9 protein-coding genes are annotated in these 13,305 nt (G+C 40.6%); 6 read left to right on the forward strand and 3 right to left on the reverse strand.

Annotated features, from left to right (window positions below):
- Positions 1 to 94: 94 nt before the first annotated feature.
- Positions 95 to 1,342 (reverse strand): imidazolonepropionase, encoded by a 1,248-nt coding sequence (gene hutI, locus DO88_RS12705; protein WP_033038508.1) that lies wholly within the window; start codon positions 1,340 to 1,342, stop codon positions 95 to 97.
- A 119-nt stretch (positions 1,343 to 1,461) separates the two neighbouring features.
- Here hutI and hutC point away from each other — a divergent pair, with 119 nt between their 5' ends.
- The 3 genes from hutC to hutH all read left to right on the forward strand — a co-directional run bounded on the left by hutC (position 1,462) and on the right by hutH (position 5,447).
- Positions 1,462 to 2,169: a histidine utilization repressor gene (gene hutC / locus DO88_RS12700; RefSeq protein WP_033038510.1), complete on the forward strand. Its 708-nt coding sequence runs from the start codon at positions 1,462 to 1,464 to the stop codon at positions 2,167 to 2,169.
- Between the two features lie 66 nt (positions 2,170 to 2,235).
- Positions 2,236 to 3,909, forward strand: coding sequence for a urocanate hydratase (gene hutU / locus DO88_RS12695; protein WP_033038512.1), 1,674 nt, complete (start codon positions 2,236 to 2,238; stop codon positions 3,907 to 3,909).
- A gap of 2 nt (positions 3,910 to 3,911) precedes the next feature.
- Entirely contained in the window at positions 3,912 to 5,447 is a 1,536-nt protein-coding gene (gene hutH, locus DO88_RS12690) for a histidine ammonia-lyase (RefSeq protein WP_033038514.1), read from the forward strand.
- Here hutH and DO88_RS12685 read toward each other — a convergent pair.
- A complete protein-coding gene (locus tag DO88_RS12685) occupies positions 5,444 to 6,214 on the reverse strand; it encodes an NADP-binding protein (protein ID WP_033038516.1) in 771 nt (256 codons plus the stop codon). The two genes, hutH and DO88_RS12685, sit on opposite strands and share 4 nt — an antisense overlap.
- A gap of 567 nt (positions 6,215 to 6,781) precedes the next feature.
- On the opposite strand from DO88_RS12685, the gene secA reads away from it, so the two are divergent.
- The 3 genes from secA to DO88_RS12670 all read left to right on the forward strand — a co-directional run bounded on the left by secA (position 6,782) and on the right by DO88_RS12670 (position 11,080).
- Positions 6,782 to 9,490 carry a preprotein translocase subunit SecA gene (gene secA / locus DO88_RS12680; RefSeq protein WP_033028829.1) on the forward strand — a complete coding sequence of 903 codons (2,709 nt, stop codon included), beginning with the start codon at positions 6,782 to 6,784 and terminating at the stop codon, positions 9,488 to 9,490.
- Positions 9,491 to 9,558: 68 nt separating this feature from the next.
- Positions 9,559 to 9,957, forward strand: a complete 399-nt coding sequence (gene mutT / locus DO88_RS12675) for an 8-oxo-dGTP diphosphatase MutT (protein WP_007582062.1) — start codon at positions 9,559 to 9,561, stop codon at positions 9,955 to 9,957.
- A 22-nt stretch (positions 9,958 to 9,979) separates the two neighbouring features.
- Positions 9,980 to 11,080, forward strand: coding sequence for a phosphotransferase enzyme family protein (locus DO88_RS12670; protein ID WP_033028828.1), 1,101 nt, complete (start codon positions 9,980 to 9,982; stop codon positions 11,078 to 11,080).
- A gap of 36 nt (positions 11,081 to 11,116) precedes the next feature.
- On the opposite strand, the gene DO88_RS12665 is transcribed toward DO88_RS12670, so the two are convergent.
- Positions 11,117 to 13,192 carry a M13 family metallopeptidase gene (locus DO88_RS12665; protein WP_033038518.1) on the reverse strand — a complete coding sequence of 692 codons (2,076 nt, stop codon included), beginning with the start codon at positions 13,190 to 13,192 and terminating at the stop codon, positions 11,117 to 11,119.
- Between the last annotated feature and the right edge of the window lie 113 nt (positions 13,193 to 13,305).

The following is a 13,305-nucleotide window of genomic DNA, read 5'->3' on the forward strand; positions in this document are numbered from 1 at the left end:
GGGAAGTTACTGTCGGTTAAAAAACTCAAATTAGCACCACTTGTACTCGCTAAAAAATTCAATAAAAGCATGTTTATTATGGACGAAATTAATACTAACTAAGTTTACCCAAAATCCATAAGTTTAACAGTCTATTTACGCCAAATTGGTAACTTAATTGTGACGGATGATTTATTTGCCAATGCGCAATGTCAGCTCTTGCGCCAACCTTTAAAACACCACGCTCATCTAACGCTAGAGCCTTAGCTGCATTTCGAGTAACACCAGCTAATGCTTGCTCAGGTGTTAATCTAAATAATGTGCACGCCATGTTCATCATTAAGTGCACTGAACATAGGGGAGATGTACCGGGGTTAAAATCACTCGCAATAGCTATCGGTACTTTATATTGATTAAGTAATTCAATAGGTGGGAATTTAGTTTCTCTTAAAAAATAAAATGCGCCTGGCAATAACACCGCTACCGTCCCAGCGTCTGCCATAGCTTTTACACCCTCTTCACCTAGATGCTCTATATGATCCGCCGAAAGGCCATTGAACTGCGCCACCAGCTCAGCACCATGCTGATTAGATAACTGTTCAGCATGGCATTTTACTGGGAGGTTATGCTTTTTAGCTGCTTGGAAAACACGTTTGGTTTGCGAATAACTAAAGCCTACATTTTCACAAAATACATCGACTGCATCAGCAAGATTATTAGCCACTACCTGATCAAGCATGTCAGTACATACCAAATCAATATATTCATCAGCACGGCCTTTGTATTCAGGCGGTAGAGCATGCGCCCCTAAAAAAGTAGTTTTAATATCAATAGGGTGATGTTCACCTAATAAACGAGCGACTTCTAATATTTTTATCTCGTTTTCAGTATCTAGTCCATAGCCTGATTTTATTTCAACGGTGGTTACACCTTCTTTTAACAACGTATTTAAGCGATCTTTTGCATCAACAAATAGCTGTTCACGATCGGCTGCTCTTGTGGCTTTAACCGTACTTGCTATGCCACCGCCTTGTGCTGCAATTTGCTCATAACTTACACCCTGCAAGCGCTGTTCAAACTCTTGCGATCTTGAACCTGCAAATACTAAGTGCGTATGACAGTCTATTAGGCCCGGCGTTAACCATTGTCCTTTTACACTCAATGTCGGCGTTGCAAACACATCAAAACTAGGCAATGTTGATTGCTCTCCAATCCACGCAATTTTACCATTTTTAATGGCTATAGCAGCATTTTCAATTGCGCCATAAGGGGCATTTATATTGCTATCCATAGTGGCAATATTGGCATCAGTTAAAAGTAAGTCGATTTCTTCTAACTCATAATTTTGTGTTGTGCTTTGCATGTTGCAGCCCTTTTTACACCGTGAATAATGAAAATATAGTCTAACAACCCATCTTGTATATACAAGGTAATTGTGTCATCTTATTTATATAGTTTATTTTTAATGTAACCATAAATTTAATGACGACACCTAAATTTGCGCAAATAAAACAATTCATTGTTGATAAAATTCGCAGCGGTACGTGGCAAGAAAACCAACGTGTTCCCTCTGAAAACGAACTAAGTAGTCAATTTAATGTAAGTAGGATGACAGCCCGCCGAGCACTAAGCGAACTAACCGAGGCAGGTATTTTAACCCGCAGCCAAGGGTTAGGTACATTTGTAGCTACATTTAAATCGCAGTCATCATTACTTGAAATAAAAAATATTGCTGATGAAGTAAAAGAGCGTAACGGCAACTACACCTGTAGCGTACTCATACTCGAATCAATAAATGCAGTCGCACCTATTGCCATTGCACTTGGTGTTGAGGTTGACAGTGTTGTATATCGAAGTGTACTTGTGCATAACGAAAACGACAGCCCTTTGCAGCTAGAAGAGCGTTTTGTAAACCCTGCCCTTGCGTCTGGCTACTTACAACAAGACTTTAGCATGCTTACACCACATGAATATTTATCTAGTGTTGCCCCACTTACCCAAGCAAGGCATACAGTAGAGGCCATTATGCCAAACAGCGAAATGTGCCAATGGTTAAACTTATATAATGAAGAGCCATGCTTACAAGTGATCCGACGCACCTGGTCTGTTAAAGGCATTGTGAGCTTTGCGCGCCTTGTATCACCAGGCAGTAAATATCGCTTAGGTGGCCACTTAACATTTAAAAAATAACAAACAATAGCGCTTACTGCGCTTTTTTTATAACAAATCACCTTGTATATACAACAGGAGCAAAACATGAACAACCGACTCGACACAAGTCGCGTAATACGTGCACCTCATGGCGATAAAATAAGTGCTAAAAGCTGGCAAACAGAAGCTGCTAAGCGCATGCTAATGAATAACTTAGACCCTGAAGTTGCAGAGCATCCTCATGCACTTGTTGTATATGGTGGTATTGGCCGAGCAGCTCGTGATTGGCCAAGTTATGACAAAATTATAGAAACCCTCAATAGGCTCGAAAGCGACGAAACCCTGCTTGTACAATCAGGAAAACCCGTTGGTGTATTTAAAACCCACAGTAATGCTCCTCGCGTGCTTATTGCTAACTCAAATCTTGTTCCACACTGGGCAAATTGGGAGCACTTTAACGAGCTCGATAAAAAAGGCTTGATGATGTACGGGCAAATGACGGCGGGTTCTTGGATCTATATTGGCTCGCAAGGCATAGTACAAGGAACTTACGAGACCTTTGTAGCTATGGCAAAGCAACATTTTGCAGGTAGCGCTAGTGGTAAATGGGTATTAACAGGTGGTCTTGGTGGTATGGGCGGTGCGCAACCACTTGCAGCTACAATGGCTGGGTTTAGTGCACTGGTTGTTGAATGTGATGAAAGCCGTATCGATTTTCGTATAAAAACAGGCTACGTTGATGTAAAAGCAACAAGTCTTGAACACGCACTGCAATTAGTAACCAATGCATGTGTTAAAGGTAAAGCCCTCTCAGTGGGTTTACTAGGTAACGCTGCCGATGTATTTAGTACACTGGTTAAAACAGGCATTACCCCTGATGTAGTCACAGATCAAACATCTGCTCACGATCCATTAAATGGTTACTTACCACAAGGCTGGACAATGGAGCACGCTGCAAAAATGCGTGAGCAAGATCCAAAAGCCGTAGTAAAAGCTGCTAAACAATCAATGGCAGTCCAAGTTAAAGCTATGCTGGCACTACAAAAAGCCGGTGCCGCCACTACTGATTACGGTAATAATATTCGTCAAATGGCGTTTGATGAGGGTGTTACCAACGCATTTGATTTTCCTGGATTTGTACCTGCCTATATTCGCCCTTTATTTTGTGAAGGTATTGGACCATTTAGATGGGTCGCATTATCGGGCGACCCTGAAGATATATATAAAACCGACGCTAAAGTAAAAGAGCTTATTCCTAATGATGCACATTTGCATAACTGGCTTGATATGGCGCGGGAACGCATACAATTCCAAGGTCTACCTGCACGTATTTGCTGGGTTGGGCTAAAAGATAGAGCACGCCTTGCATTGGCCTTTAATGAAATGGTTAGAAATGGCGAACTTAAAGCCCCTATAGTTATTGGTCGCGATCACCTCGACTCTGGCTCAGTTGCCAGCCCTAACCGCGAAACAGAGAGCATGAAAGATGGCTCAGATGCAGTATCAGATTGGCCATTACTCAACGCACTGCTTAATACCGCAAGTGGCGCTACTTGGGTGTCACTTCATCATGGTGGCGGTGTAGGCATGGGATTTAGTCAGCACTCTGGTGTAGTTATTGTTGCCGATGGTACTGATGAAGCTAAAGAGCGTATTGCTCGCGTACTGTGGAATGACCCTGCAACGGGTGTAATGCGCCATGCTGATGCTGGATACGACATAGCAAAAAACTGCGCTAAAGAGCAAAATTTAGACCTACCTATGTTAAACGAGGAATGATCATGTTCGAACTTACTCTCACTCCCGGAACACTTGATTTAAACACACTAAGAAAAATTAATAATTCAGCGGTAAAGTTAAGCCTTGCAAAACATGCCGAGTCGCAAATAGCAGCAAGCGCGCAAACCGTTCAAAACGTTATTAATGAACACCGCACTGTATACGGAATTAACACCGGCTTTGGATTATTAGCCAATACCAAAATTGCCGACGACGAACTTGAATTATTACAGCGTTCCATTGTGCTTTCACACGCTGCAGGTATTGGCGAATACATGGATGACAGTACAGTAAGGTTAATGATCACCTTAAAAGTAAATTCGCTTTCGCGCGGCTACTCGGGTATTAGCCTGCAAGTAATCCAATTTTTTATGCAGCTGCTTAGTAGCGAAGTATATCCATGCGTGCCTAAAAAAGGATCCGTGGGGGCATCGGGAGATTTAGCCCCTCTTGCGCATATGTGCCTACCTTTATTAGCTGAAGGTCAAATGCGACATAAAGGAGAAATAATTAGCGCAGCACAAGGGTTAAAAATAGCGGGACTTGAACCCCTAACACTTGCAGCCAAAGAAGGCTTAGCATTATTAAATGGTACACAAGCGTCGACTGCGTTTGCACTTCAGGGGCTATTTAGAAGCGAGAACCTATATGCACAAAGCTGCGTTATCGGCTCAATAAGCATAGAAGCCGCAATGGGCAGTCGCGCGCCATTTGATGCACGTATTCATGATATTCGTGGTCAGCGCGGACAAATAGACACCGCTCAAGTATTTAGAGACCTACTCGATACGCACTCTCAAATTAGTGATTCCCACGTCAATTGTGAAAAAGTACAAGATCCATACTGCCTTCGCTGCCAACCTCAAGTGCTAGGTGCTTGCCTAACTCAGATACGCCAAGCTGCAGAAGTGTTGCTATGCGAGTCGAACGGTGTAACCGACAATCCGCTAGTTTTTGCCGATGTAGGCGACATAATATCGGGAGGTAACTTTCATGCAGAGCCCGTTGCAATGGCCGCCGATAACTTAGCTATCGCAATTGCCGAAATTGGCGCATTAGCAGAAAGGCGAATTGCATTACTTATCGATTCAAACCTATCCAAATTACCGCCATTTTTAGTTGAAAACGGCGGTGTAAATTCAGGATTTATGATTGCCCAAGTTACCGCAGCAGCGCTTGCGTCAGAAAACAAATCATTAGCGCATCCGGCTTCGGTCGATAGCTTGCCTACATCTGCAAATCAAGAAGATCATGTTTCTATGGCAACCTTTGCAGCAAGGCGCTTAGATGAAATGGCCAATAATACCCAAGGTGTTTTGGCAATAGAATGGTTAGCATCGGTTCAAGGGCTAGAATTTAGAAAGCCGCTTGAACCATCAAATAAAGTGCAAAGCGCTAAAGCGTTGTTACGCGAACATGTGAGTTATTATGATAAAGACCGCTACTTTGCTCCCGATATCGAAGCTGCTAATACATTACTAAGTGAAGGTAAGCTATGCGACTTCATAGAGAGCAGTCCCCTGCCTTCAGCATATTAAATACCGTGCTGATAGCTAAACCCTAAGGCTTCAATGGCTGAGCCTAATACTTTGCGCTCAGCCGAATCAGTTCCTGTAAACGTTGGCATTTCACCACCATGTTGCTGACACTTCATCGCGTAATATTCAGCTTTTGTGGGGTGCGCAGGATTAACCACATTATAAATATTTTGCCCTACTTGCCAGTGCTCTATCACCGCAAAAATAGCATTAATTACATCTTGTTGATGCACCATATTTACTACTTGCTCACTTGATGTATTGAGCTCTTTGCCTGCCACAAAACGCCCCGGTTCTCTATTAGGCCCTAGTAATCCAGCTAAACGAAGTACTTTGCCATCTTGTTCAAGCACTTGCTCTTCAGCTTCATAGAGCTTTATTTGGCGCTCGTTTGTGCATGAAATATCGCTACTTTCGCTATACACACCAGGCTCTTGATCGTATACCCCGGTTGATGAGCACAATAAAAAGCCCTTTGCGTTTAACTCCCTTGAAAGCTTAAGCGCTGCGGTGAGTGCTTCAGGATAATTACTTTCACTGTGCCTGCTACGTGGTGGAATAGCACATACCCAATAAGCATCTTGTAAATCAATTTGATGTGTTAGTTGCCCATCTTCAAGTGCAAACTGACGCTCAAAATCAAACTCGTGTATATCTGTTCTATGCGTTCCTTGTACTTGCCAATCAGCTTTTTGCGCACTTACGCATAAAGCATGTCCTAACCAACCTGCACCTAATACTACCAATTTATTGCTTTTATTTTTCATTTCCACCTAAGCCTTTATTTTATAAGGAAAACAAGTGTAAAAACCTAACTTTAATTCAAATTAAAACTAGATATGATTATAACCACTCTACTAAATCAAAAGCGTATGTGCACTGATGTAAAAAATTATTTTACAAAAACCAATCAATCATTTTTGAAGTATTGTTGTTGGTTAATCAAATAGATTAGGTGCAAAAATAGCGCGTTTAGAATTCATATCCATGCGTTAAATTTAAGCATGAATGCCCCCCCTTGTTTTTAATTTATTTAGCACCATATCTTTACAGTTCGCTACTATTTTTACTGTAATTGGGTAATACAAAGTTATTTTTACGAACCAGATCAAATTTTTCGATTTTATATACAGATCTTTTTATTGAGATAGTTTGTTGTTTGGCAGAGTCTGGTATAGTAGCGCACGTAATAAACAGTGCTTTTTAGCGGTTTAATACAAAATTGCTAATTAATATGTTCTAAGTGTTACTTAAAAGCATATATTAATTACCAATTATTAAAAATGGGTTAGCCGATACTCGGCTGACAAAGAATACATTGTAACGGTTTTATCATGATATCTAATTTATTTACCAAGCTTTTTGGTAGTCGCAATGACCGCACTATTAAAAACTTTAGAAAGACGGTCGCGCTAATTAATGCGCTAGAAACGCAACTTGAAGCGCTTTCTGATGAAGATTTAAAAGCTAAAACAGCCGAGTTTAGAGAACGTTACGATAACGGGCAAAGTCTAGACGATATTTTACCTGAAGCCTTTGGCGTGGTGCGTGAAGCGTCAAAACGCGTTAATGGCATGCGCCATTTTGACGTACAGCTATTAGGCGGCATGGTTTTACATGAAGGCCGCATCGCAGAAATGCGTACTGGTGAAGGTAAAACACTTACAGCGACTTTACCTGCTTATTTAAATGGTTTAACCGGTAAAGGCGTTCACGTAATTACCGTGAATGACTATCTTGCTAAGCGTGATGCCGAAACAAACCGTGCGTTGTTTGAATTTTTAGGCCTTACTGTAGGCTGTAACGTACCTGGTATGATGCCACAGCAGAAAAAGTTAGCGTACACTGCTGATATTACTTACGGTACAAATAACGAATTTGGTTTTGACTATCTTCGTGACAACATGGCTTTTAGCATTGATGAACGAGTTCAACGTCCATTATTCTATGCTGTAGTCGATGAAGTGGATTCAATCTTAATTGATGAAGCACGTACTCCCCTTATTATTTCAGGCCCAGCTGAGGATAGCTCTGAGCTATACACTGAAATAAACACCATCGTGCCTTTACTTGAGCTTCAAGAGAAAGAAGACGAAGAAGGCATTGAAGGTGACGGCGATTACACGATTGATGAAAAGTCTAAGCAAGTTCATTTAACAGAACGTGGTCAAATTAAAGTAGAAGAGCTACTTACTGAGCGCGGCTTAATTGAAGAAGGCGATTCGCTTTATTCAGCAGCAAGCATTACGCTACTAAGCCATGTTTATGCCGCCCTTCGTGCTCATAAGCTATACCAAAAAGATGTTGATTACGTTGTAAAAGAAAACGAAGTAATCATTATCGATGAGCATACGGGTCGTTCAATGGAAGGTCGACGTTGGTCAGAAGGTTTACACCAAGCTGTTGAAGCTAAAGAAGGTGTGAAAATTCAAAATGAAAACCAAACGCTTGCCTCTATTACGTTCCAAAACTACTTCCGTTTATACGAAACATTAGCAGGTATGACAGGTACTGCCGATACTGAAGCATTTGAATTTCAGTCAATCTACGGCCTTGATACCGTTGTTATGCCAACTAATAAGCCGATGGTTCGTGACGATCGCGCCGATTTAGTTTACCTAACGCAAGAAGAAAAATACGAAGCTATTTTAATTGATATTAAAGATTGCCAAGAGCGCGGACAACCTGTGCTAGTTGGTACTATTTCAATTGAAAGCTCTGAGTATCTATCGCAGTTTTTACGCAAAGAAAAAATTAAGCACAACGTACTTAATGCTAAATTCCACGCACAAGAAGCCGATATTGTTTCAGACGCTGGCCTACCAGGTACAGTAACAATTGCAACAAACATGGCCGGTCGTGGTACCGATATCGTGTTAGGTGGTAACTGGAACAGTGAAGTTGAAAAACTTGAAAACCCGACTGATGAACAAATAGCTGAAATTAAAGCCGCTTGGAAAATTCGCCATGATGCAGTAATTGATGCTGGTGGTTTACATATCATTGGTACTGAACGTCACGAATCTCGTCGTATAGACAACCAATTACGTGGTCGTTCTGGTCGTCAAGGTGATGCTGGTTCAAGCCGTTTTTACTTATCGATGGACGATGCGCTAATGCGTATATTTGCCGGTGAGCGTATGACTAACATGATGCGTAAATTAGGCATGCAACGCGGTGAAGCAATTGAACATCCATGGGTTAACCGTGCGATTGAAAATGCACAGCGTAAAGTAGAAGCACGTAACTTTGATGTACGTAAGCAACTACTTGAGTACGATGATGTAGCAAACGATCAACGTCGTGTTGTTTACTCTCAGCGTAACGAACTACTTGAAGAAGGCGATATTTCAGAAACTATTACTGCAATTCGTGGTGACGTACTTAGCAATACAATTGATCAGTACATTGCACCGCAAAGCCTTGCTGAAATGTGGGATATTCCTGGCCTTGAAGAGCGTTTAAAACAAGACTTCTTAATTGAGTTACCTATTACTCAGTGGTTAGCAGATGACAATAAGCTATACGAAGAAAAGCTTCGTGAGCGTATTGAGCAGGCGGTTGAGCAGTCATACAAGCAAAAAGAAGAGCAAGTTGGCGATTCTGTTTTACGTCAATTCGAAAAAGCGATTATGCTACAGAGCCTTGATCAGCATTGGAAAGATCACTTGGCTGCTATGGATCATTTACGCCAAGGTATTCATTTACGTGGTTACGCGCAAAAGAATCCTAAGCAAGAGTACAAGCGTGAATCGTTTGAGCTGTTCTCCGAAATGCTTGAAAATTTGAAAGTAGATGTTGTAAGTATTCTAAGTAAAGTACAAGTACGCGCAGAAGAAGATGTTGAAAAAGTAGAAGAGCAGCACCGTAAAAGTGAAAGTGCTCCTCGCGAATACCAACATGAAGAAGCTGAGCACGTAGGTGGTGAAGCGCCAGAAACAGCGACAGTAATGGCTCGTACAGAACCAAAAGTAGGTCGTAATGACCCTTGTCCTTGTAAATCAGGTCAAAAATTCAAACAGTGTTGCGGTAAATTAAAATAACCCAATATTGTCAGTAGCTTATTAAAAAGCGGCGCTAGCGTCGCTTTTTTTTATGGAGTTTTAAAGTAATGACTATAGAAATTGTACATGTAGCTGTTGGTGTTATTAAGAAAAATAACGCTATATTCATTTGTAAACGTGCAGATGAACAACATCAAGGCGGTTTATGGGAATTTCCTGGTGGTAAAGTTGAAGCTGGAGAAAGTGTGTTTGTTGCACTTAAACGCGAGCTTATTGAAGAAGTTGGACTAACCATTCACAGCTCTAGCCAATTGATGGTGATTGAACATGACTACGGCGATAAATGCGTTAAATTAGATGTGCACGTAGTAAGTAACTTTAGCGGTGAGGCACATGGCGCTGAAGGGCAACCTAGCGAATGGGTAGCAATTAGTGAATTAGAAAATTATGATTTCCCTGAAGCGAATGCTGAAATTATCGAAAAAATAGTTGCCCGATACGCATAAAAAAAGGGCATAGGTGAGCACAATGAATATCTCAATACAAAATAAGCTAAGCGAACTGTTAACGCTGCCCCCTGAGCTAACTCAAGTTAGTGCGATTGGTAGCGGTCATATAAATAGTACATGGCTACTTACAAGTATTGATAAACAATTTATTGTGCAAAAACTTAATACCGAGGTATTTAAAAACCCTGCTCAGTTAGTAAGTAATGCAAAACTGATTGAGCAGCATTTAAATGCTAAACAACTGCAAAATAATTACCCTCTTGAAATAATCAAACATATAACTACACAAAACGACGAACACTTAATAAAAATTGATAATGCGTATTATCGCGTCCTTAACTATATTAGCGATAGCTACAGCGAAGACGTTGTTAAAAATACCCAGCAGAGCGAGCAAGCGGCTTACGCCTTTGGCGTATTCGCTCATGCATTACAAGATTTTAATGCACAACAACTACACACTGTAATTCCTGATTTTCATAACTTAGCGATGCGCTTTGAGCAATTAAATACCGCAATCACAAATAACTCTGTAAATAGAGTAAAGCACTGCGCTGACGAAATAGAATATTGCTTAACGCAGCAGCATTTAATTACTGAGCTTAGTCAGGTAGCTAAGCAAATACCGCTTAGAGTGTGTCATAACGATACAAAAATAAATAATATGCTGTTTTGTAATACAACTCACAATGCAAAAGCAGTTATTGATTTAGACACCTGCATGGCAGGATTTTGGCTTTATGACTTTGGTGACATGGTACGTACATTTTGCTCCCCCGAAGCCGAGGATTCAACAAACTTACACAACGTTGTTATTCGAAAAGATATATTTTCAGCCATTGTTAAAGGCTATGTAACGCCATTAAAAAGCAGCATGAGTATACTAGAGCAAGAAAGCTTATTATTAGGCGCTAAAATAATGCCGCTTATGTTGAGTGTGCGTTTTTTAACTGATTACTTAAATAACGATGTGTACTTTAAAGTATCTCATGCAGAGCATAATTTAGAGCGAGCACAAAACCAACTCGCGCTTTATAAAAACATACTGAGTAACGAAGAATGGATGCACGCGTGCTTAGTCGATGAACAAATTCAAGATACAAAAAAACCAGTAAGCTAAAAACTTACTGGTTTTTTGTTATTTATAGCAATGCAATTACCAGATTTTTACGCGATCTTCTGGTTTGATATACATTTTATCACCTTCTTTTACGTCAAACGCTTCGTAAAACTCAGGCATGTTCGACAAGATACCGATTACACGGTAGTGGCTTGGTGAATGAGGGTCTGTTAATAAACGATTACGTAACTCTTCATCGCGGTAGTTACGACGCCAGATTTGTGACCAACCCATAAAGAAGCGTTGATCGCCTGTGTAACCATCTATCACGGGTGCTTTTTTATCACCTAAAGAGAGCATATACGCTTTATGCGCAACGGTTAACCCACCTAAGTCACCAATGTTTTCGCCAAGCGTTAGCTCGCCATTAACACTTGCATCTTCAAATGGTTTATATTCGTTATACTGTGCAACTAAAGCCGCTGTACGCTCTTCAAATTGCTTAAGGTCAGTCTCACTCCACCAGTTACGTAAGTTACCGTCACCGTCGTATTTAGCACCTTGGTCGTCAAAACCATGACCAAGCTCATGCCCAATTACCGCGCCAATTGCGCCGTAGTTTACAGCATCATCCGCTTCTAAATTAAAGAATGGCGGTTGTAAAATAGCTGCTGGAAATACAATTTCGTTGTTTACTGGATTGTAATACGCATTGACTGTTTGCGGAGTCATGTGCCATTCAGAGCGATCAACTGGTTTACCCAATTTAGCAATCATATCTGCGTATGCCCATTCGCTATAACGGATGTAATTGCCTACTAGCTCGTCTGAGTTAATCTCTAGCTCAGAGTAATCTTTCCACGTGTCTGGGTAACCAATCTTAGGCGTAAATTTGTCTAATTTTTCTTTCGCTGCAAGCTTTGTTTCAGGGCTCATCCACTCAAGATTTTCGATAGCAACGCCATAACCTTTAATTACGTTATCAACTAACTCTTCCATGCGTGCTTTAGCTTCTGGCGGGAAGTTATCTTTAACGTATACCTTACCTAAAATTTCACCAAGTACACTGTTAGATGCATCAACCGCTTGCTTCCAAAGAGGTGCTTGTTCTTTTACGCCACGAAGTGTTGTGCTGTAAAAGTCAAAGTTAAGGTTAACTAAATCTTCGCTAAGTAGCTCTGCATAACCACTTACAAAATGAAATTTTAAGTAGTTTTTCCACGTTGCTAAATCAGTGTCTTTGTAAATAGTAGCAAGTGCTTCTAAATAGCTTGGTTGACGTACAATAATATCACTTGTACTCACGCCCGCATCTTTAAAGAATGCAGCTAAATCAAGGTCACCCATCAACTTGCTTGCATCTGCTACTGTCATCTTGTTATAAGATTTAGTTGCATCACGGCTTTGCACACGGCTCCACTGAGCATCAGCTAGTGTTTTTTCAAATGCAAGTACGCTCTTAGCAGCTTCTGCTGCATTTTTAACGCCTGATTTTGCTAAAACATCAGTGATGTATTGCTCGTAAGAAGCGCGAATTTTAGTGAATTTTTCGTCATCTTTTAAGTAATAGTCACGATCTGGTAAACCAAGACCCGACTGAGATAAATACAATGCATACTCGCTTGAATTTTTAGCATCGTTATTTACAAACCAACCAAACGGTAAAGTACCGCCTTGTTTTTGAATTTTAGCCATTAAACCCACTAAATCAGCTTTAGATTTAACGCTATCAATTGTATCTAATGAAGGTTGTAATGGCGTAATACCTAGCTCATTACGCGCATTTTTATTCATATAGCTTTTATAAAATGCACCAATTTTGTACTCATCACTGCCTTTTTTAGCGGCTTTGTTTGCGGCTGCACTTTCAAGGGCTATTTTCATCGCTTTTTGCGACTCATCATATAACTGCGAAAAAGAACCGTAGTTAGATTTATCACCTGGTATTTCAGTTTTAGCTAACCACTGACCATTTACATGGTAGTAAAAATCGTCTTGTGCGCGTACTGAACTATCCATATTAGCTAATTCAATACCAAGCTCTAGTGGTTTTTCAGCGGGTGCTGTTACTACTGGAGTGTCGGTTACTTTAGTTTCTTGTTGTTTTTCACCACAACCTACCAAGCCAAGCGCAAGTGCGATACTTGCAGCAGCCATTGTTACTTTATTCATAATGATTCCGTTTGTTAGTTAGAATTAAATCATACCAATCTGCTTATGTATGGAGTCTATTTAACGTTAAGAAAATTACGCTAGAACTAGGCAAAAGTTTTTGTATCTAGTTG

This window comes from Pseudoalteromonas sp. S3431, from assembly GCF_000690035.1.
Classification (GTDB): domain Bacteria; phylum Pseudomonadota; class Gammaproteobacteria; order Enterobacterales; family Alteromonadaceae; genus Pseudoalteromonas; species Pseudoalteromonas fuliginea.

Bases quoted from the DNA above. Each gene is read 5' to 3' on its own strand.
- DO88_RS12665 (WP_033038518.1), bottom strand. From the start codon at position 13,192: ATGAATAAAGTAACAATGGCTGCTGCAAGTATCGCACTTGCGCTTGGC.
- secA (WP_033028829.1), top strand. From the start codon at position 6,782: ATGATATCTAATTTATTTACCAAGCTTTTTGGTAGTCGCAATGACCGC.
- DO88_RS12685 (WP_033038516.1), bottom strand. From the start codon at position 6,214: ATGAAAAATAAAAGCAATAAATTGGTAGTATTAGGTGCAGGTTGGTTA.
- hutI (WP_033038508.1), bottom strand. From the start codon at position 1,342: ATGCAAAGCACAACACAAAATTATGAGTTAGAAGAAATCGACTTACTT.
- hutH (WP_033038514.1), top strand. From the start codon at position 3,912: ATGTTCGAACTTACTCTCACTCCCGGAACACTTGATTTAAACACACTA.
- hutC (WP_033038510.1), top strand. From the start codon at position 1,462: ATGACGACACCTAAATTTGCGCAAATAAAACAATTCATTGTTGATAAA.
- DO88_RS12670 (WP_033028828.1), top strand. From the start codon at position 9,980: ATGAATATCTCAATACAAAATAAGCTAAGCGAACTGTTAACGCTGCCC.
- mutT (WP_007582062.1), top strand. From the start codon at position 9,559: ATGACTATAGAAATTGTACATGTAGCTGTTGGTGTTATTAAGAAAAAT.
- hutU (WP_033038512.1), top strand. From the start codon at position 2,236: ATGAACAACCGACTCGACACAAGTCGCGTAATACGTGCACCTCATGGC.